15 protein-coding genes and 1 tRNA gene are annotated in these 20,797 nt (G+C 39.9%); 8 read left to right on the forward strand and 8 right to left on the reverse strand.

Annotation, left to right across the window (positions count from 1 at the left end):
• Positions 1-161: 161 nt before the first annotated feature.
• Entirely contained in the window at positions 162-806 is a 645-nt protein-coding gene (locus ACJAZP_RS02220; RefSeq protein ID WP_415229103.1) for a ZapG family protein, read from the forward strand.
• Between the two features lie 38 nt (positions 807-844).
• Here the strand turns inward: ACJAZP_RS02220 and ACJAZP_RS02225 are convergent, their stop codons facing one another.
• A complete protein-coding gene (locus ACJAZP_RS02225) occupies positions 845-1,027 on the reverse strand; it encodes a hypothetical protein (RefSeq protein ID WP_415229104.1) in 183 nt (60 codons plus the stop codon).
• Positions 1,028-1,110: 83 nt separating this feature from the next.
• Here ACJAZP_RS02225 and ylqF point away from each other — a divergent pair, with 83 nt between their 5' ends.
• Positions 1,111-2,049 (forward strand): ribosome biogenesis GTPase YlqF, encoded by a 939-nt coding sequence (gene ylqF, locus ACJAZP_RS02230; protein WP_415229105.1) that lies wholly within the window; start codon positions 1,111-1,113, stop codon positions 2,047-2,049.
• A gap of 76 nt (positions 2,050-2,125) precedes the next feature.
• Here ylqF and ACJAZP_RS02235 read toward each other — a convergent pair whose 3' ends face one another.
• Positions 2,126-2,398, reverse strand: coding sequence for a hypothetical protein (locus ACJAZP_RS02235; protein ID WP_415229106.1), 273 nt, complete (start codon positions 2,396-2,398; stop codon positions 2,126-2,128).
• A gap of 24 nt (positions 2,399-2,422) precedes the next feature.
• Positions 2,423-2,686, reverse strand: coding sequence for a hypothetical protein (locus ACJAZP_RS02240; RefSeq protein ID WP_415229107.1), 264 nt, complete (start codon positions 2,684-2,686; stop codon positions 2,423-2,425).
• Between the two features lie 781 nt (positions 2,687-3,467).
• Here ACJAZP_RS02240 and ACJAZP_RS02245 point away from each other — a divergent pair.
• Both ACJAZP_RS02245 and ACJAZP_RS02250 read left to right on the forward strand, forming a co-directional pair.
• On the forward strand, positions 3,468-4,859 hold the full coding sequence (locus tag ACJAZP_RS02245; RefSeq protein WP_415229108.1) for a phospholipase D-like domain-containing protein: 1,392 nt from the start codon (positions 3,468-3,470) through the stop codon (positions 4,857-4,859).
• A 469-nt stretch (positions 4,860-5,328) separates the two neighbouring features.
• Positions 5,329-6,096, forward strand: a complete 768-nt coding sequence (locus ACJAZP_RS02250; protein WP_415229290.1) for an endonuclease/exonuclease/phosphatase family protein — start codon at positions 5,329-5,331, stop codon at positions 6,094-6,096.
• 101 nt (positions 6,097-6,197) lie between these two features.
• Here ACJAZP_RS02250 and ACJAZP_RS02255 read toward each other — a convergent pair whose 3' ends face one another.
• From ACJAZP_RS02255 to ACJAZP_RS02265, 3 genes are read right to left on the reverse strand one after another with little or no spacing between them, the layout of a single operon-like run.
• Positions 6,198-8,867 carry a M14 family zinc carboxypeptidase gene (locus ACJAZP_RS02255; protein WP_415229109.1) on the reverse strand — a complete coding sequence of 890 codons (2,670 nt, stop codon included), beginning with the start codon at positions 8,865-8,867 and terminating at the stop codon, positions 6,198-6,200.
• A gap of 14 nt (positions 8,868-8,881) precedes the next feature.
• Positions 8,882-10,396 carry an ATP-grasp domain-containing protein gene (locus ACJAZP_RS02260; RefSeq protein ID WP_415229110.1) on the reverse strand — a complete coding sequence of 505 codons (1,515 nt, stop codon included), beginning with the start codon at positions 10,394-10,396 and terminating at the stop codon, positions 8,882-8,884.
• Positions 10,365-11,327 (reverse strand): ATP-grasp domain-containing protein, encoded by a 963-nt coding sequence (locus tag ACJAZP_RS02265; RefSeq protein WP_415229111.1) that lies wholly within the window; start codon positions 11,325-11,327, stop codon positions 10,365-10,367. The genes ACJAZP_RS02260 and ACJAZP_RS02265 overlap by 32 nt, the downstream gene beginning before the upstream one ends.
• A gap of 519 nt (positions 11,328-11,846) precedes the next feature.
• Here ACJAZP_RS02265 and ACJAZP_RS02270 point away from each other — a divergent pair.
• On the forward strand, positions 11,847-12,938 hold the full coding sequence (locus ACJAZP_RS02270; RefSeq protein WP_415229112.1) for a M20 family metallopeptidase: 1,092 nt from the start codon (positions 11,847-11,849) through the stop codon (positions 12,936-12,938).
• A gap of 458 nt (positions 12,939-13,396) precedes the next feature.
• On the opposite strand, the gene ACJAZP_RS02275 is transcribed toward ACJAZP_RS02270, so the two are convergent.
• Complete coding sequence (locus ACJAZP_RS02275; protein ID WP_415229113.1) at positions 13,397-15,328, reverse strand: DNA topoisomerase III; 1,932 nt, start codon at positions 15,326-15,328, stop codon at positions 13,397-13,399.
• A 162-nt stretch (positions 15,329-15,490) separates the two neighbouring features.
• Here ACJAZP_RS02275 and ACJAZP_RS02280 point away from each other — a divergent pair, with 162 nt between their 5' ends.
• The 3 genes from ACJAZP_RS02280 to ACJAZP_RS02290 all read left to right on the forward strand — a co-directional run bounded on the left by ACJAZP_RS02280 (position 15,491) and on the right by ACJAZP_RS02290 (position 17,658).
• Positions 15,491-16,012, forward strand: a complete 522-nt coding sequence (locus ACJAZP_RS02280) for a hypothetical protein (RefSeq protein ID WP_415229114.1) — start codon at positions 15,491-15,493, stop codon at positions 16,010-16,012.
• A 145-nt stretch (positions 16,013-16,157) separates the two neighbouring features.
• Positions 16,158-16,233 (forward strand) — tRNA-Val (locus ACJAZP_RS02285).
• A 183-nt stretch (positions 16,234-16,416) separates the two neighbouring features.
• A complete protein-coding gene (locus tag ACJAZP_RS02290) occupies positions 16,417-17,658 on the forward strand; it encodes an integrase domain-containing protein (protein WP_415229115.1) in 1,242 nt (413 codons plus the stop codon).
• Positions 17,659-17,887: 229 nt separating this feature from the next.
• Here the strand turns inward: ACJAZP_RS02290 and ACJAZP_RS02295 are convergent, their stop codons facing one another.
• Positions 17,888-20,794 (reverse strand): DEAD/DEAH box helicase family protein, encoded by a 2,907-nt coding sequence (locus ACJAZP_RS02295; protein ID WP_415229116.1) that lies wholly within the window; start codon positions 20,792-20,794, stop codon positions 17,888-17,890.
• Positions 20,795-20,797 lie beyond the last annotated feature (3 nt).

Raw genomic sequence — 20,797 nt, forward strand, 5'->3', positions numbered from 1 at the left:
ACGGACAGCACGGCGAAAAAAGAAGGGTTTGCATAATTATAAATAGTGTTTATTCTTACTATACTTTGTCCAAAGTCTATCTGCATTGTCTTAATCTATATTATTCAAATCGTTATGCCGATGATGTGGTAAATTGTTTTACATTATAATAAGGGGTGCACATGTCTGAAATAAACGAAGTTTTGATTTTTATTATTGGCGGGATTGTCGGTGGTATCATCGGCTTTGTAATATGCCGTATGACATTAGGCAGAAGACAAAAAGCCGCGCAGCAGCAAGAGATCGACACTGCTAAAGCAGAGTTGGATCATTACAAATCTAAAGTCAGCAACCACTTTTCCGACAGCGCCAAGCTGATGGGACAAGTCGCCAGCAGTTATCAGGCGTTGTATACCCATATGGCCGGCCAGTCCGAGGATCTGCTTGACGCAGCTGATGCCGACGTGCCCTTTCCGCAACTGAAAACACCTTCGGCAGAAAAACAGGGTGCACAGGAAACTGTGGAAGAAACTGTACTGAGAACAACGGAAGAAGCCACGCAGGAAACTGTGAAAGAAGCTGAAGAAGCCACGCAGGAAACTGTGAAAGAAGCTGAAGAGGCCACGCAGGAAACTGTGAAAGAAGCTGAAGAGGCCACGCAGGAAACTGTGAAAGAAGCTGAAGAGGCCGCGCAGGAAACTGTGAAAGAAGCTGTACCGGAAACAACCGAAGAAGCTGTGAAAAAAACGGTACCAGAAACAGCGGAAGAAGCTGCTCAAGAGATTCGCGAGAGAAAAAACAATCATTCCACGGCCAAGAGCGAATAAAACAGAGCCGCTGATCAAGATAGTGATAGATAACCAAATTAGGTGACGATGCCTGCATCATCACCTAATTTAGGTTTATTAAAACGCAGTAGCCATTTTATAGAGTGAAATTGCACCGAGCTTAAAAATACGGCTGCATCGGGCAATATAAGACATTCTCGCCAGCAATGATATTTGATGGTTAACGTCCAATAAGTTAAACTTTCCTCAGGCAGTCTCACTGTCCATCATTTCCATAATCACATTTAGTTCCCCAAGAACGACCCCATTGGATACTATAAAAAACAAAAGAGTTTAAAATCAAATGAGTAAAGCTAATATCCAATGGTTTCCCGGGCACATGCACAAGGCACACAAGCAGATTAAAGAGGTCTTGCCCCAGGTTGATATTATTATCGAAGTCGTTGATGCACGCATCCCTTACAGCAGTGAAAACCCGTTAATTGCTAATATTCGTGAAAAAACCCCCTGCATCAAAGTACTTAATAAATCTGACTTGGCAGATCCGGAGGTCACTGCGCAGTGGATCACTTATTTAGAGCAAGAGCAGGGTATAAAAGCACTCGCTATTACCACCAGCAAACCTGAGCAGGTACATCAAATCACCAAATTGTGTGAACAGATGTTACCCAACAAATTGGGTAAGGACAAACAGATTAGAGCTATGATAATGGGCATTCCAAATGTTGGAAAATCAACCATTATCAATATATTAGCTGATCGTATCATCGCTAAAACAGGTAACGAGCCCGCCGTCACCAAACAACAGCAGCGGATCCGTTTACCCAGTGGCATCATGCTTTCCGATACACCCGGATTTTTATGGCCTAAAATTGAAAACGCAAATTCCGGATACCGTCTTGCCGTTACAGGCGCGATAAAAGATACCGCCATTGAATATGAAGATATCGCTTATTATGCCGCTGAGTACCTGCTGGCAAATTATCCCGACCGTCTAAAAGAACGTTACGAATTTGAGACCTTACCCGAAAGTGATCATGAGCTAATGGAAGGCATTGCATTACGTCGAGGCTGTTTACGCGCCGGAGGTCATTTTGATATCTATAAGGTTTCCACCATTTTACTTAATGAATTAAGATCCGGAGCACTGGGTCCTTTAAGTATTGAAACACCGGAAATGGCAAAAGTAGAAAAAGTGGCCGTCGCACAGCTAATGGCTGAACAGGCAGAAAATAAAATAGAAAAGAAAAAATCTCGAAAACGTAACTATAAAAGTCGTTAATCAAGATCAGCTAATTGATTTAAGGGCCATAACGGCCCTTTTATTATTTGAATCTAAGTTTTGATTCAATCACATCTCACTGCCATTTAAATACACCATCAAACTGCTCACAGTCCAGCATTAACTCATTACTGTCCTCAATATAAACCTGCTGTACAGCTGAAACCGGATAAGATAAATAATCGGAACATTGCGCACTTTGCCCATTACCAATCACCACCTTTGCGCCTGCTTTTAATTGACACTGGGTTAATTTATCTAATGCCGACCACTGATAACAGATTTCATAATCACTGCGGTATAAACTGACCTTGCCAGTAGGTTTATTAAACGCCCACCAGTTACCCATTTGACTGTTTGGATTAGTACTATTCTAGGAGCGATACAGCGGCAGATTCTGCCCCTGTTTAAGTTGATATACACGACCCTGACACAATTTTCCATGCTCAGCCTCCCCTAACGCACGCTGCAGCATTTGCTGATCATCGGCAACAATAAACAGCTCCGCGAGCTGCGGATTTAATTCAAGACTACCAATGCATTGGATCTCATTAACGTCAACCGGACTCTGTGTGTCAGGTTGGATAGTACAGGCAGATAAATAAATTAAAACGAGTGTGAAGATGATCCTTTTCATGAGACTTATTCCTTTAAATTTAATAACACCAATCAGTTACTAATACCGATTCAAATAAAGAAGTGTAGCTTGGTTATGAGCTATGGGTTTTGAGCTGTGGGTTACGAGCTACGAGTGATGAATTGCGAGTTACGGGTTTTGAGCGATGAGCGGCGGGCAACGAGCCTTTCAGCTTCAGGCTTCGAGTTTTTTCGGCTAAAACAGCTCATGCTTGGCCATCAATCAGCCCGGCACATGTTCAGTCACTGAATATAAATAAATACAAATATCTGCCAGTGGGCGCATAATAATGAATAAGCAAACTGCTATTGAAAATTCGTGGCATTTTCAAATGAGGATATGACATAACAGAAATGTGCTAAGAAGGCTTTTGTAAAAATTAATCAGCTACTCAAAGGAGATTATTCAGAACTCATTGAAATGCTTGATTATTGAGACTCGTATTTTTTTTGTGTGTTCTTCATACTATGGATAACGTGTTAACATGCACAGTGCAGCTTTAAAAATATACTTATACTACTAAAAGGCATCCCAAACACTACGCCATTGGCTGATAACAAGCCCTTCCGGGGGAAAGCGACTTAGATTTTATCGGACTATTAATAGTGATTTTGTCGCTACTATTATGAGATGAATACACGATAGGATAATTTACTTTTTTACTTTTAAAAGTTTCCCCTCTTTGCCGGTCTGCTTATTCTCTGCCACTAAGATCTCAATAACAATCTCATCTTGGGTACGAGGTTGCTCTGATTATTCAAGACATAGGGAAGCTTTTTTTATGGACAATGATTTTTTAAAGTATTTGACACTCAACAGTGTTTTTATTATAACCGAAATTCTTATCGTGTTTACTATGCTGCACATGCTCTACCAAAGACGTTCTCCGACGAGCATGATCTCCTGGCTTCTGCTGATGATCATACTGCCCTACTTCTCTCTTTTACTTTATTTTCTGATCGGTGTTCGCAAACGTCCGGTTAGAAAGAAAAAATCATCTTTACATGTCAAAAGTACCAGCGAAAGTAGCGGAAAAATCAACAGTATAGACGGTATTATACGTGCTAACGGTATTACCGGAGCAAGTGAGCATAACAGTTTTGAGTTTATCAGTGAGAGCGTCAACGCCTACAATATATTAATAAATGAAATCAAAAATGCGAAAAAGAGCATTAGTTTCAGTACCTATATTCTAAAACAAGACAAGGTCACTAAAACAATCATCAATGCCCTGATAGAGAAAGAGTCAAGCGGTGTTCATGTGCGACTGCTGGTCGATTCACTCGGTTCCTATAAACTCTATTTTTTTCAAGGTCCACTGCGAAAACTTAGAAAAGCGGGATGCGAAGTCCACTTTTTTATGCCGCTGCTTCGTCTGCCCTATCAAAACTCCATTAATCTGCGCAACCATCGTAAGATCTATCTCTTTGACGAGACCACCTTGCTTACCGGAGGAATGAATCTCTCAAATAAGTATATGGGGCCCGCAAAAAAACAGGATCAATGCGAAGATATTCTTTTTAAGACCCAAGGGGATGCCGCCTACCAGTATGCTCAGATCTTTGAAGCTGACTGGGCCTATGCCTCCGACTCTCCCCTGCGTCAGGCAGCCCGGCCCTTACAAAAGGTCTGTGGTGATGCCTATATCCAAGTTGTGCCGTCCGGGCCCGATATCAAAGGTGATGCCCTTTATGAAGCACTGATCAGTGCGATTCACTCCGCAAAAGAGCGCATCTGGATAGTCACTCCCTATTTTTTGCCCGACGAGACGTTGATGCATGCATTAAAGATTGCCAAACACAATGGCGTTGATATCAAACTGATCACACCCAAGCAGTCCGATCATTTAGTCGCCGACCTTGGACGCAGCTCTTACATGCGAGAACTGCAGGAAGAGGGAATCAATCTGGTCTTATATAAAGGTAAGATGCTGCATGCCAAAGCTATTCTATTTGACCGAGATGCCGTTATGATAGGCTCGGTCAATATTGACAACCGCTCCCTGCTGCTTAATTATGAAGTCGTCAGCTTTGCCTATTCTAAAGCCATTATCTACGGAATAGAAAAGTGGATGCAGGGTTTTATCACTAAGGCTGACACACAAATGCAAGAGGCTTCCAGACTACGTCGTATTGCCGAAAATTTTATGCGTATCATAGCCCCGCAACTCTAGGTCTGCTGACCTTTGGAGTACAAATTTAGTTCAATCTAAAAGTGTTCTGAGTAAGGCATGAGGAGAGAAGATAGTTATACCAAAAGCATTAATTTATATTCAGTTGCTTCAAAGGAAAAATTTACGCTCACAAAGCCGTCGGTATGATTTTGAATAGCAAATCTGATTACTTTATTAATGCATTTTATATGGTGTTATCGGTAGGGTGCATTCTATGCACCGCGGATAGCGGAAATCGGTGCATAGAATGCACCCTACGAGCAATGCGTTTGTTGTCATGCTTCGTGCTAGTTGGCGTTCAAATAAGACAGCTATTAAATTTATGATCAATTTTAAATAGCAAATCAGATCACTTTATTAATGCGTTTGGTATTACTCTATGTAAACACGCATAACGCAGCGCAGGACGCTTTTAGACTCATACAAAAGGTCAACAGACCCTAAGGGATAACTTATTTTTATACCACATATTTTCCCGCAAAGACTTGATCACCAGCAGCACAAGCTGACGGACAAGTTTTCTCTTATTGTATGGAATATTCATAAAGAGAACCTGCACACACAATTTCTAGAGCGCTTTGCAACTCTGTTCGAAGAGTACCCCTGTGACTTTCTACTCTTTCAAGAGGTCAAATTCCTAAAAAAAATCGCCCCGGTATTGAATGAGTTTTCCTATGCGATGGCCAGTAATATAGAGACTTTTCAGCATATCTACGGCGTTTTAACTGCGACCAAAACCGCCTTTGCAACCATCAGCCCACACCTTACGCATCGGCGAGAAATCGGTCTTATTACCCATAAAAGTATGCTCATCACGTATCACCAACTTCCCGACGGCCGACCCCTGCATATTGTCAATATTCATGGCATCAATTTTGTCTCCATAAAAATATTTATAAAAGAGCTGGAGAAGATAAAAGCAGTACTGCACAGTTGCAGCGGTCCGATAATAGTTGCAGGTGATTTTAATAATTGGACTAAAAAACGGATCATGGCACTGGATACTTTTCAACACGCACTCGGATTGGAAAAAGCAGACATTCAGGAAGGGCATCACGTCAAACAGATCTTTAAAAAACCGCTCGATCATATTTTCTATAGAGATCTGGAACTGCTCAAAGCCGAAGCAATTGATACCCAGAAAATCTCAGACCACAATCCGATCTATGCGACTTTCAGAATTATTAATAATTCAGGAAAGATGGCTGAAACTGTTGAAGTGTTGGATAAAGTATAGATAATGCAAAATATTTAGGGCAGCCTACATCACTGTAAGCTGCCCTAGCTGTTTCTTTACCAAGCCCTTATAAAGAGCCTATTTGCAGGCTTATAAGCTATTTAATTATTATCAGCCGAACTCTGCATATTTTCATCCCCTTGCACTTCAACCTCTTCGGGATCAATTTCGATCACCGGAATGGTTTCTTTAACACTGAAGTGAATACAAGCTGGAATTGAATAATTAGGCACGTCATCATATGAGAATATAGAATAATATTTCGGTATATTGGGGTTACCAAAACTATCATAGGTATAGGTATCTTGACCCGCATAAATTTTAACACCATCAAAAGGCGTACGCGGCGGATGAAAACAGTTTCTAACCACAAACGATCCTAATAAATCTTTGTTTTTAGGATTTTCCCAGGTAATTTTAGTTTGACCATTTTCTATTGATGTTTTTATATCGCTTGGCGCTTGTAAGGCAACTTTAGCGCGTTCGATATATTGAATGACTAATTTAGCCTGTTTGTCATGAATGGGATCATTAAGCCAGTTAATCAATTCACCCTGCCCATTTTTCAATGCGGCAGTTGCACGAATAATGAAATAGGCCTGCTTATTTTCTAAAAGAAACCTTTCCAGCTCAACTCGACTGAAAGTATCAAAGTCAAAAATATGTTGGGTTTTATAGCGTAACTGCTCGTTACCCACTTCGTATCCAATATACTGAATACTGTCACGCTGCTTAATACTTTCAAAATTAATGTCTTCAAATTCAGCAAGCTCGACGGTAAAACGAATATCTTTTTTATCACCAAGGGCATTGGTGTTTTCCAGCTCTAAATAAGCATCGGTGATCACTGTTTTTTCTGGATCCGGCATAGAATGCAGGGCAAATGCTAACTGGCCGTATATTTTATGGCCATTTCCATCATAACCCGATTGCAGACTACCCGAAACCACCCCATTTTCAGAGATAGTATTAACAGCGGTAGGATATACTTCAACGGTTTTAGGTTGACGGCTATAAGTGATATCTAAATTAGGACGGTAATGAATACCAGAGCCAAAGCGACCATAACCGATGTCAAACTGCATTATTTGCGAATCATTACCCTTAGGTAATAGCGTCGGGCCATCAATACGAATAAGCACGGTACCGGTTTTTAATTGCTCTTGCAGAATATCGCGCTCTTTCGCATTTAAATGCCAGGCACTCCAGACACCTTGAGTGACGCGATCGGATTCAATCGTTTGTCCCGAGTGAATGACGGTGGCATTGGCAATATCGTTATAGTCACGAATATCAGGAACAGAGCTCGCATCTAAAAACGACAGACCCCATTCACCATAGCCTTCAATTTTCGCACTTACCCTGTTCATCGGATAAAGTGAAAAACTGGCTTCTTTGATAGTCGCATCATCGGGTAATTTATCAAGTGAGAAGGCGATAACACCGTAACAAATACCACGCGACTTATTGACCCCGATGAATAAAGAATTTAAGCCAAAGTGATCATGGTTTTTTTCTTCTGTGTATTGGCCGACATAACCGATATCCTGGCTGGCAGGAAATAAAGTTTTATTGTATTGATCATGTGCCAGTAAGGTTTTTAACTTTATTTCTGGCGCGTACGGACCTTTGATTTTTGTGTTTTGCTCAACCGCACGAATTTTATAAAAATAGTGCCGACCACTTTTTAATTGTACGTCGGTAAAAAACAACGATTTAGTAATGCCCACCAGGTTATCGTCTCTACACGGGCTTTTATGACGCACACTACGGTATATTTCAAAATAAATATTATCGTTATTTTTATATTCCCATTCAAATGTCACGCTGTTTTCAGTCAGTTCTTTAATATTAAAGTTGTCTACACGTTTAGGTGCCAAATCAGAGTAGCTAATTGCAGAGCCTAACGCATGCACCAATGCGGGTATATTTTCATTAACACTTTGTGACATATTTTCCATATAGTCAGGAATATTTTTTGTGCCCACTTCGACAACGGCAGAAAGTATACCCAAATTATAATAATACTCTCGACCGCTACCATTAATTAAATTTGTTGGTGGTTTTCCGCGATGAATGCCGTATTTTCTACCGGTCACCTTCTCTATTTCAAATGCCATATTGGCGCACAGAGTATTGAGATCTGTGGTATCGATTTCAGCTTCATGATTAAATTTATGAGCCGGGAAGAAAACATTACCCTGCGAGTGGTAATCAAGTGCAGTGGTGATATTTTTATGGCTTTCCACAAAATCACGAATCGCACAGGTTTCCGGCTCTGAAAAGCCAGATGGGCCACTGTAAGTATTTGAACTGGTATCGGCGCGGGTTTTAAAGCGCACACCAAAGTTACGGTTTAAATCTACACCGAAGCTGCCATCACCATTATTGCGGCGATTTTTTCGCCAAAATGAAAAGTGAGTTCGAGAGAACTCAAATCCATCGGGGTTTAAACAGGGAACAATATAAAGCGTATTAAGCGTTAACGCATGTTGCAGCTTAGGATTGAATTGGTGATTTTCAATAATGTATTTAATGAAATTATTCGCGAGTTCAATGCCTATCCATTCTCTCGCATGGATAGTTCCGGTATATAATAAAGCAGGTTTAGAGTCTGCATTTGCAACATCCAGACTAATCGTAGCCATCATAATCGGGCGCTTTTCCCACGTTTCGCCAATACTTTGTACCTTGATTAAATTAGGGTACAAAGTGGCTGCCGTGTTAAGGAAATCAATCGTTTCTTGATACGAAAAATATTGTTTTTTCATTGTTTCTCTAAGCTCTAATAGTTAAACTTCTGTTTAAACACTTGCCAAGCTTTCATGATGCGGGCAACTTTTTTATCTTTTAAATTTTTCACTTGATAAAAATGACTGCCATCACCTTGCAAGGCGTTATAAATACCTTCAACACCGAGAGTTTGAATAATAAGCCCGGTTTGTTTTTTACCTATGCCCTTAATACCCATTAAAAATGTTTCAACATCATTAACGGTCATGGTTAAAATTGCTTCTATCTTTTTAAGTACAGGTGATTCACTACACTCTTCCTTTGAGGGAATATCATCGGATCCCGCTAAAGAATGATCAAGTACAGGTAATTCACTACACTCTTCTTTTGAGGGGATATCGCAAGATTCTGTTAAAGATAATAAACTCTCCTTAACGGCTACACTTGTAGTCGTTGCGACTGACTTATTAGCGACTTGCTTACGATAGTTATCTTGTCTGTTCCAGACTTCACTCGGCCATTCTTCCTGCTTACCATCAATCGTATTGATGATTGGGTAATTATCATCACTGAGTGCCGTAAACATTTCACCGCTATCACAACTTGGATAGACTTTTCGTCCAAAAGTGATGTAGCGCATAGTACGTAAAAGATGTGAGTTTATTTTACACAATTCTTCCCAATTGTAGAGAGGAATATGAGGTTGATTGAATTGTCCTGCTGAAAATTTCCACATTAAATACTGACCTATCCAATCACGAATATAAGGGAAGGCAGCAAAGGCTGTCGCACATTCTAAAATACGATATTTCCCATCAACCCCTACTGCAACATCACAGGCCCAGTATTCGGCATTGGCATCTGTTGACACCTTAACCGCAAGATCTAATACTTCTTTCGGTACATCCATATAGTCCATACTGCCACCTTGACTGGTGTTGGTTAACCATTCGCCTTCAGGTGGTCTGCGCCAAAAAGCACAAACGGGTTTATGACCGATTAACATGACGCGGATATCAGCAGCCATAGGTACAAAGTCTTGGGTATAAACGGGATAATATTTTTTCTTATTAAGTAATTCAGTGGCCTCTAGGTAACTATCTACTTTATGAACAAAATATCCGCCGTAATTAGAAGGACCATAGGATTTTTTAATAATCTTAGGGTAAACCGTTTCTTTAAAAAACTGCTCGGCCTCTGTTGGTTCGTAAAATATTTTTGTTTTAGGAATTGGAATATTATATTTTTCACAAAATTGAGTCACATTTTCCTTAGATTTGTTGGAAAACTGTGTATCTAATGAAGGTATAAACTGTACGTTTGGCAATGCGCGAGATATATCTCTAAACGTTTCATAGGCAGTGGCTGGGATATTACCGATTAATATTTCAATGTTCTTTCTTTTTACTTCATCAATAAAGCGTTGTTTATCATTTCTCCAATGGTAAATAACGATATCTATTTTATTAGGCCAACCCTTAAAATTTGATTTGTCAAAAAACCGTAATACATGGTCTAAATATAATAAACCAATTTTAGGCAACGATTTTGGTGTGGATTTTTTCACTCTGTTCACCTTCTATAGTACTTTCTATAAGATTCGCTATTTTATTAATTTTAAGATCATTAAAATTTAGCCCTAATTTTTCTTGCTCTGGTGTTGCAAATGCGGGTATGCCATTCACTTCAAGCACAACATATTTTTGGAGATCTAAATCATATAATAAATCGACACCAGCAATTTCGAGTCCGGTAACTTTTGCGGCTTTGATCGCTAATTCAACAACATCATCATTAGGTTCCCGTAATAAAATAGAACCGCCGCTGGTGATATTGGTTTTCCAATCACCTTTTGGAGCGCTACGGCCATAACAGCCTACAAATTCACCATTAACAATATCAACTCGCCAATCTGTTTTATCATAATTAATAAATTTTTCTAAATAAAGGTTTTCCATGCCCATTTTGGTTAAAAAGGGAATTAAAACATCGAATGCACTTTCATCTTCTATTTTAACTAATCCGTTTCCTCCCCATCCATCGGTAGGCTTATAGACAACTTGGCCCTGCCAATCACTGACTGTTTTTTTTAATAATGCCATATCATCACGATGAATCATGCGATATTCAGCGGTTCTTACTCCCGCTTGATTTAATACATGAGCGGTTAAAAACTTATCTTCGGTCAAAGCAAAAGCATCGTAATTATTAAGAGTCGAAATAGTTTGATTAAGTGCTTGATACATATACATTTGAAAAGCTGATTGCTCGCCTGCATTATATGAAAAAAATGCGTTTAAGTTTTCCATGTTAATGCCGTTGCAAATTATTTCACCTCCAGATGCATAAGAATCTCCTAAATTTAGATCCGTTATTGTCCTGATGCCTTTTTTTGCAAGTATATCGATTAATTTTTGCTGTATTTCAATGCCCCCAGAGTTTTTATATAGCCACATTCCAACCGTTGGTTCTGACCCTAAATTTTTATTGTTATTCATTTTTTGATGGCCCCGTTTCAAGTAGATCCTGGCGTATAAAAACGCGAGGTATTTTTACGATTAATAAAATATTCCCCTATGCTCAATAATTAAATAGCAAGGCTCGTGCCAAAAGATCAAAGCTAGCACAAAAAGATCAAAGCCCACAGAAAACATCAAACATAAATAATTTTAATAAAGTTTAAATCAAATCGCGTCATTAAATCAAGGTGTTATTTAAGTTTGGTGGTTAAAAAACAGTCAAATTTTTCCTCGCTATAGAATATTTTTTTTTATCCGATAATATACTGTTTTGCATGCACCAAGATTGGGCGCACGGGGCATTTAATTGCCTTATTTAGGACAATTAAATTTTTTTATAGGCATTAAATAAAAAATAAATCGGCTAAAAGCCTTACGCTGAGTGCTTCTGCTGATAATGTAAGATTTATTTTTTTTGGTATCAGTCTTGCTTAAGAAGTTTGAACTTTACTTTTATTGAAGCAATATTACTCAAAGCGTCACATAGGAATCAACACAATGGATTTTTCAGAATTAGCTAGCATTATCAATTTGAATTCATATACCAAGAATAAATGTGGTGTCGATCAAAATGGCGTCATTTTCCGAGGATGGATGGAAGCGCTGGGTTATAAATGTACCGTATTTCCACGGACAGAGATTGGAGATCATCTGTTATTTAATGCGCCCTTGCAAAAAGAGGGCAAGCGCGTTTTATTATTGGGACATTTAGATACGGTTTTTCCTCCTAATACCTTTGTTGCTTTTTCAGAAGATGAAGAGTGGGTATATGGCCCTGGAGTATGTGACATGAAAGGGGGAAACATCGTTGCCCTTGAAGCGTTACGAGCGGTAAAAGCTACGCATGGCGCAATCAGTAATATTGATATGTTATTGGTGAGTGATGAAGAAAGCGGCAGTGATGACAGTAAAAAGTTAACCGCTGAATTAGCAAAAGACTATGATCTTTGCCTGGTTTTTGAAGCGGCAGGTGTTGACCATGAAGTGGTCATTGGCCGAAAAGGGGTAGGTACTTTCACTATTTCATTATTAGGTAAGGCGGCGCATGCAGGCAACCATTATATTAGTGGATGTAATGCGAATTTAGCCGCTGCGCACATGATAATCAAACTAACAGAGTTAACTAATTTAGCCGAAGGTACGACCGTAAATGCCGGTAAATTTAGCGGCGGGATTGGCGCAAATACCATCTCACCTAAAGCCGAAATTGTTGTCGAAATACGTTATACCCAAAGCCACGAGAAAGAACGATTATTACTTGCTGTTCAAGCGATTATTGATCAGACCTTTGTTGAAGGCGTAACTGCAACAATGACCGGGGGAATACAGCGGGATGTTATGCAGCCATCTGATAATCAAGCTCAATTATTAGAGCAACTGGAAAGCATACTAGGCTATCCGCTGAAAACGGAAAAACGTGGCGGTGTGAGTGATGCTAATATAGTTTCGGCTGCCGGTGTCGCAACGCTTGATGGTTTTGGGCCCTTTGGTGATGGTGATCATACAATCCATGAACGCGCTAAAAAAACAAGTTTTCACCAGCGTATAGATGAAATGACCAAGATATTACTGGCATTTAATGTGAGATAGTTTTCTTAAATTCCCGCTATTAAGTAATACCAAAAATTGGAATCCCGCCTTCAGGCGGGCAAAAGCAAGAACCAGTCGTAACTGGCATAAGTGCGGAGCCTGAAGGCTCAATTCCGAAAACACCCAAAAGAAGATTAATTCTGAAAATACAAAAAATCCCGCTATTAAGTAATACCTCAAACTGGAATCCCGCCTTCAGGCCGGCAAAAGAAGATCAGTGCTGTAAATACATAAAATCCGCCATTAAGTAATACCCTAAACTGGAATCCCGCCTTCAGGCGGGCAAAAGGCAATAACTAGTCGTAACTGGTATAAGTCCGAAGGTACTAACGAGTGCCGATCCTGAAGACTCAGTTGCGAAAAAAAACCGACGTCACATACTTAGATCCCCGATTAAAACACTTCGAGGATGACGGAAAATAAGGCAGCATCGTACCCAGAATAACAGCACCCCGATATTAACTGCTTTTCTTTTTATAAGTGCCTTTTTTGGGTGATTTTTTTCTGTAGGATTTTTTAAAAGTATTAACACTGCTTGGTAAATTCGCCAGTGCCCGCGGCCCGTCTGCAATCGCCTTTTCTATAATGCTTGTGAGCTGATTTTGTAACGGCACCACAAACCCCTGATAACTTTGCTCTTTTTGACTGATAGCATTGAGCTGCATCTCCCACTGCGCAGTCATATCGGGCAGGGTCAACATTTCCGGCAAACTTTCAATTAACTTTCGGCCGGTCTCAGTCGCTTTAATAAGTTTACCCGTGCGCTGCAGAAACAAACGTTTAAACAACAGTTCGATAATTCCCGCTCGTGTCGCTTCTGTTCCCAGACCATCGGTTTCCTTCAATATGCCTTTCAATTCACTATCTTTCACATAACGGGCTATATTACTCATTGCGGCTAACAGAGTCGCATCGGTAAAATGTGCCGGCGGTTGAGTGTTTTTTTCAATCACCTCGCCTTTATCACAAAACAGCTCCTGCCCTTTGCTAAGCGCAGGTAAAAAACTGTCTTTCTCCTGCTTATCAAATAATACCTTCCACCCGTCGCTGATTTTCGCTTTCGCTTTACTGATAAACAAGCCGTTATTTATCTCTATTTCAGCCACGCATTCACCGTAATGATAATCAGCATAAAACTGGCATAAATACTGACGGGCAATCAGGCCGTAAATATTTTTAGAGGCGGTATCTAAGCTCGTTAAAGACTGCTGTTTATCCGTCGGAATAATCGCATGATGGGCATCGACCTTTTTATCGTTCCATGCACGGCTCTTGAGTGAAAGATTAGCATCGCTTACCGCCTTTTTTAAATCAGGCTGATTATTAGCAATCGCCTTAGTCACCGATCCTGCCTGAGAATGATGATTTTGGGGCAGATAACGGGAATCAGAACGAGGATAGGTAATCAACTTATATTTTTCATACAATGCCTGACAGATATCTAATACCTGCAGCGCTGTATAGCTAAAGCGCTTTGCAGCATCAATCTGCAGCGCCGATAAATTATAGGGTAAAGGCGCAACCTGTTTTTTATTTTTAGCCGTAAAACTTTTCACCACAGCGGGCTGTTCAGAAATACGCTGCGCAACATTATCGGCCAATTTTTTAACCAGTACACGCCCTTCCGAATCCTGATATTTTTCGCAGGCTTCACTGGGCTTCCATTTAGCCGTAAAAGACGCGATTGTTTCAGGTTTGAGCGTCGTTAAATGCGCTTCCACTTCATAAAAGGGTTTACTCACAAAAGCTTCAATCTCTTTATCACGCCTCGCCACCAACCCTAATAAAGGTGTTTGCACCCGGCCAACCGAGATCACCCCCTGATAACCCGACTTTTGTGCCTGTAACGTATAAACCCGGGTCAAATTCAGCCCGTATAACCAGTCAGCACGCGTTCTCGCAAGCGCCGAGGTTGAGAGTGCAATGAACTCCTGATTAGAGCGGAGTTGCTGCAGCGAACGTTTTACCGCATTGGTGGTTAAATCACTGACCAGGCAGCGCTCTACCTGTTTTAGTTTATTGCCCTTAACACCGCTGAAATGAATCACCTCATCCACTAGTAACTGCCCTTCACGGTCCGGGTCGCCAACATGCACAAGGTTATCAGCCTGTTTGATCAGTTTTTTTAATATACTCAGTTGTTTACTGGTGCGCGGCGTTGATTTTAATTTCCAGTTTTCGGGAATAATCGGCAGGTGTTCGAATTTCCATTTTTTATATTCAGGATCATAAGCTTCAGGGTCAACCTGAGTTAAAAGATGCCCGATGCACCAGCTTACAACATCTCCATTACCGACATAAATGCAACCATCTGCTTTGCGATGTGGTTTCGGTAGCGCATCTGCAATAGCACGTGCCAGGCTTGGTTTTTCGGCAATATAAAGTTTCATGGGACCTTTTCACTAACTGTTTTTTTACACAGTAGTATACTGATATAACAAATTCAAGTTTAAAGCGCTATTAATGGAACTATTAAAATATATTACTGACTAATAGCAAAGCCATGAAAATCGGCATATTTCTCATATTCACTTCTCTGTTGGTGGCAATTAATGAAAAAAATTATCCAGTTTATAATGTTCAGCCCTATATTACTTTCTCTTATGGCATGTAATGATCAAACAGCAGCACCGGTAAAAAACGCGGAAAAAGCACAACAACCTGCCCAAGATGAGCAACAAAAAGACACCACTACCACTCCAAAATCAGCACAGCAACTTTGGGAAGATAGCCAACAATTAAGTAAAGACGTTTGGGAAAAAAGTAAACAATCGAGTAAAGAGTTATTGGATAAAAGCAAAAAATCAAGCGGCGAAATTTTACAAAAAAGTAAAAAAACAAGCGATGAGTTATGGCAAGTGACCAAAGAAAATTCGCGTGACATTTGGCTTGATACGCAAGAAAGCAGTGCTAAAGCATGGGATGATGTGAAAGATACCAGTAAACAGGTTTGGTTAAACGGTAATCAAGCATTAGAAACGCTAATGAAAACCAAAGAACAACAAACCGAGTCCAATAAAGAAACAAAAACAGAAACAGAAAACACAACACAATTAGCCGACGATGAAACCTAAATACCGGCTTATTTTGTTGCAGTTAACAGTTTCATTTTAAATATGAACAAAAAAACATCAAACAGACTGGAATATAAAAAGAATTATTGACACTTTAGCGGCCATCAAGCAAAATCACCTCGCTTTCAAAGGCAACCAACTATACGCTCGCTTAGCTCAGTTGGTAGAGTACCGCCATGACATGGCGTGGGTCACTGGTTCGAGTCCAGTAGCGAGCACCAAAATCTTGTTTTATACCATCCCAGAACGTCTCTATAAGTCCACAAACCTCAAACAAACACTCTAAAATTAACACGTCCTCACATATAGCAATCTTATGACGTCTATTACCGTCTTGTAAAATCTACGTTCTGAAGTAACCTTTAATATAATCAATTCAAAGCAGACTTTTAAGTGATTACATTATGGCAAAAAAAGTTAAGCCTTTAACGGCTACACAAGTGCTTCAAGCTAAACCAAAAGACAAAGTTTATAACCTAGGAGATGGTGATGGCTTATCTTTAAAAATTTTGCCGTCAGGCTCAAAGTTATGGCGTTTTTCTTATTCTCGGCCTGTCAGTAGGAAAAGAGCGCATTTAGCTTTAGGTAAATACCCTTCAGTATCTTTAGCCAAAGCTAGAACTAAAGTAATTGAAGCCAGAAAACTGCTTGCTGATGGCATTGATCCTAAAGAACAAAGAGACACCACACTTAAAGTTCAACAAATTGAGCTTTCAAATACACTCCAGGCTGTATTTGAAGATTGGTTTGCCGTTAAAAAAACCAGCATTAAAGAACTCACAGCTAAAAAACTCAAGCAACGTTTAGATAAATATCTGTTAACTTATCTTGGTAAATTCCCTATTTCTGAAATCACCGCACCACAAGCGATTAAAATCCTTCAGCCAGTTGCTAACCAAGGCAAACTCGAAACTGTTGGCAGGCTTTGCCGTCAACTTAATGAAATAATGACATTTGCAGTTAACACCGGAATTATCGAACACAACAAGCTTGCAGGTATTGGTAAAGCGTTTGCAACTGCTCAAGTGACTAATCAAGCGTCGTTAAAGCCAGAAGAACTTCCTGAGCTATTAAAAGCACTTAACTACGCTAATATAAAACTTATCACACGCTGTTTGATTGAATGGCAACTGCACACTATGACCCGTCCTGCTGAGACAGCTAGCGCTCGCTGGGATGAAATTGATAAAGAAAATAAACTTTGGCATATTCCACCCGAACGCATGAAAAAAGGCAGGCCGCATACAATCCCTTTAACAGACCAAACACTTGCTCTGTTAGAGACAATTGATGCAATTACGGGTGACAGTGAATATATCTTCCCGGCAGATAAAACTAACAAAAAACACATTAGCAAAGAAACTGCAAACAAAGCCCTATCGAGAATGGGCTTTAAAGGCCGTCAAACATCACATGGATTACGTGCACTGGCAAGTACCACCCTGAATGAGCAAAACTTCGAAGCAGACGTTATTGAAGCTGCTCTGTCACACGTAGATAAAGATAAAGTAAGAAGCGCTTACAATCGCACAGATTACATTGAACGCCGTAGAGTATTAATGAGTTGGTGGAGTGAACATATTGAAGAAGCATCGAAAGGATCTAACTCAATCACAGAATTAATAACGATGAAAATTATTAGCTGACAGGTGGAAGGTGTAAAACAAACTGTGTTAATCATTATTTTGGCCTGTTTTAAGGTTATAGATAATAAACAGTTACACAATTCTTTTTACACTCTCAGAATTTAGCGTTATGCGCAGTTATATTTATGTATCAGCATGTTCTTAAACAGGAGATTACAGGGCTAAAATAAAAATACACATGCCCCAAAAAACTTGCCACCACGGACTATGTATAGACATGCTGCTTAGCTTACGCTACCACCGCCCTCAATCTGGCTAATGGTTTCATCGCCTCATCGGCCAATATAGGCTCATAATCACTATTTTTGGCAAGCAACTGGTACCGCCCGTCTGCCAATTTTTTTACATCCCGCAGTAAATATTGATCGTCACCACTAACATCGTGATTTTCAATAACAACGGTTTGGCCTTGTAATGAACCGGCACTTTCAGGGGATATTAATTCCAGCAATAACAGATCCCCGTCTTGGATTGGATGCTTACCACCATTCATGGAGTTGCCTGTAGCTCTTGCCAAAAAATGTTTATTACCAAGCAAGCGACCATGTCCTTCAGGTGCATCTACATAGTCCACTTGTGAATCATCACCTGTTTTAAAATGACCACAAGCGATTTTCAAGTTGGGATAAAACGCAAGTCGAGTGGCTTTGGATCGATTAATTAAACTGTTATTTTCCTGTTGGCTCACAGCTTCCTTACTAACTTTATTTGGACGTTGTGAATATTGTAATAATCGTAATGTTAACAATTCCTGAACGGCATCATGCAGTGCTGGTTTGTCCTGCTCTTTCACATCAATGTTGGCAACTAACCTGTTATCTTCGACTTTAAACCACTGTTTTCCCGTTTTTTTGTACTCTGTGCAGCTATATTTGATGGGATATTTTTTCCAATACTCTAGCCATTGTGCAGAGTCTGGCTGACAATGTTGCAGCTTTTCGGATAATTCTCTTTGTTTAAGCAGAGGGTAACGCTCAAAAACCAACTTGCTATCCTTGGCGAGTAATTCTAATATTGGCGGATTTGCAAAACCATCTAAACGTAAAAATGCTTCTAATAGAATCGCTTTAAAAGATTTTGCCATTGCTGTTGCCTGAACAGCCTCCAGCAAAAAATCCCCATAGTTTTCAATTAGCGCTAAAAATTCAGGCTCCTGCTGTTGCGCAGCCACTAGCGCCATCCAGCTTTTGTGCTGTTTATTAACCTTATGTAAATCACCATGCGCATTTAAAAACTCACTGGCTGTTGGTCTATGTCCAAGTTGCCCATATAAATTTTGGTAATCTTCAATAGCCGTTGTACGCTGCTGTTTTGCCAGTTGCTCCCAAAATTGGGTTATTTCAATATCATAATTAACAAAACAGCCGTCGGCGAGCTTGTGTGTTTGCACCTTTTTCACTAATTCTCGGGTCGTGAAACTGCCAAAGAGTGCGTAGGGTTTATTTAAAAATGAATGGTGATTGCCGATAAAATCCAGTACAACAAGATGTGTTTTGTTCTTGTGTCGGCGTAATCCCCGCCCCAACTGCTGTAGAAATAAAATTTTAGAATCACTGGGGCGGAGCATTAAGATGGTATCAATGGCAGGTAGATCTGTACCCTCATTAAATAGATCAACAGAAAACATTACCTCGACGGTGCCATTTTGTAACTGAGTAAGAGCCTCATTGCGTCTAATTTCTGACTTAGAATGCACTGATACAGCCTTAATACCCGCGTTGTTAAAACTCTCGGCCATATAATCTGCATGCTTAACGGAAATACAAAAAGCTAAGGTTTTTTGTTGTTTGAATTGATGCCATTTTTTTAATATATGACTTGCCCGTTTTTGGGTAGCAAACTGATTATCAATAGATTCCGGATCAAAACGTCCATTGCGCCAGGGGATTGCCTGATAGTTAACAGATTCATCCCAGATCCCGTAATATTTAAACGGCGCCAGAATTTTATCATCGATTCCCTGTGTTAAATTACGTTCATAAACTAAATTATTATCACACAAACAGAGAATATCTGATTGATCCGTTCGTTCAGGTGTTGCGGTTAAACCAAGTAGAAAATCCGGATTAAAATAAGCTAATAAATTACTGTAAACAGATGCACTGGCGTGATGAAATTCATCCACCACAACATAATCGAAGTGATCTCTTGAGAATTGTTGTAAATGATTTTCTCTGCCTATCGTCTGCACTGAAGCAAATAATAGTTCAGCCTCTTTTTGACGATTTTGTGCGTTATAAAAACCGCTGCTTTTTTCCGGCATTAACTGTGCAAAGGTACGTTGAGCCTGCAGTAATATCTCTTCTCTGTGGGCGACAAATAAAATCCGCTTAGCTTTTAGCTGCAACACATCAAAGGCGGCTAACCAGGTTTTACCCATTCCGGTGGCCAGAACAACTAAACCTCGTTTATAGCCAATTTCCCGGCTTTTTGCTAAAGCCGTTAATGCTTCAATTTGAATATGATTAGGGGTTACTGGTTCAAAATCTTCTTCTGGGTATAAGCGGTGATCGACGCTGACAAACTGCATCTTTTTACGCCGATTTAAATAAGCTGAAATCCAATTGTTATCTAGCTTATGCACTAAAGGATGGGCAAAAATTTCGTCAAAAGCACTGCGTATATAGTTAAATTCGAGCGCCTCTTGTGACGTTTTTGGTGGTAGATAATCATGTCTGAAACACCATTCATGCCCAGTCGTTAATGCACTTTTACTAATATTATTTGAGCCGATAAAGGCACAACCATCAAGCAGTTCATTAACCTTTTCCCCTGAATCCGTTTTGACAAATATATAGGATTTCATGTGAAAGGCTTGCTTGTTATCACTTTGATAAATGCGAATGTCAGCCCCACGCTCAGGCAAAGACATTAATTCTCTTAATGCCACTGGATCAGTAATATCAAGATAATCAGAGGTTAATAATTTTAAGCTTGCGCCATTGAGAATGGCATCTTTTAAGGGTTCAAATAATAAATTCAAACCGCTGCACTGTACAAATGAAACGGCAATCTCAATTTCACTAGCATGATTAATGGCATGAATAAGTTTAGGCAATAAGGGATCATCGCCACCTGTTGTTAGTTTTTTTGCATCACAAGCCAGTGATACATTATTAAATGCGATGGCAGTCAACTT

It is taken from the genome of Psychromonas sp., assembly GCF_047632955.1.
Lineage (GTDB): Bacteria > Pseudomonadota > Gammaproteobacteria > Enterobacterales > Psychromonadaceae > Psychromonas.

What these genes read in the sequence shown, in the direction of transcription:
- ACJAZP_RS02245 (WP_415229108.1), top strand. Translation starts at nt 3,468, where the DNA reads ATGGACAATGATTTTTTAAAGTATTTGACACTCAACAGTGTTTTTATT.
- ACJAZP_RS02290 (WP_415229115.1), top strand. Translation starts at nt 16,417, where the DNA reads ATGGCAAAAAAAGTTAAGCCTTTAACGGCTACACAAGTGCTTCAAGCT.
- ACJAZP_RS02280 (WP_415229114.1), top strand. Translation starts at nt 15,491, where the DNA reads ATGAAAAAAATTATCCAGTTTATAATGTTCAGCCCTATATTACTTTCT.
- ACJAZP_RS02270 (WP_415229112.1), top strand. Translation starts at nt 11,847, where the DNA reads ATGGATTTTTCAGAATTAGCTAGCATTATCAATTTGAATTCATATACC.
- ACJAZP_RS02255 (WP_415229109.1), bottom strand. Translation starts at nt 8,867, where the DNA reads ATGAAAAAACAATATTTTTCGTATCAAGAAACGATTGATTTCCTTAAC.
- ACJAZP_RS02265 (WP_415229111.1), bottom strand. Translation starts at nt 11,327, where the DNA reads ATGAATAACAATAAAAATTTAGGGTCAGAACCAACGGTTGGAATGTGG.
- ACJAZP_RS02240 (WP_415229107.1), bottom strand. Translation starts at nt 2,686, where the DNA reads ATGAAAAGGATCATCTTCACACTCGTTTTAATTTATTTATCTGCCTGT.
- ylqF (WP_415229105.1), top strand. Translation starts at nt 1,111, where the DNA reads ATGAGTAAAGCTAATATCCAATGGTTTCCCGGGCACATGCACAAGGCA.
- ACJAZP_RS02275 (WP_415229113.1), bottom strand. Translation starts at nt 15,328, where the DNA reads ATGAAACTTTATATTGCCGAAAAACCAAGCCTGGCACGTGCTATTGCA.
- ACJAZP_RS02235 (WP_415229106.1), bottom strand. Translation starts at nt 2,398, where the DNA reads ATGGGTAACTGGTGGGCGTTTAATAAACCTACTGGCAAGGTCAGTTTA.
- ACJAZP_RS02220 (WP_415229103.1), top strand. Translation starts at nt 162, where the DNA reads ATGTCTGAAATAAACGAAGTTTTGATTTTTATTATTGGCGGGATTGTC.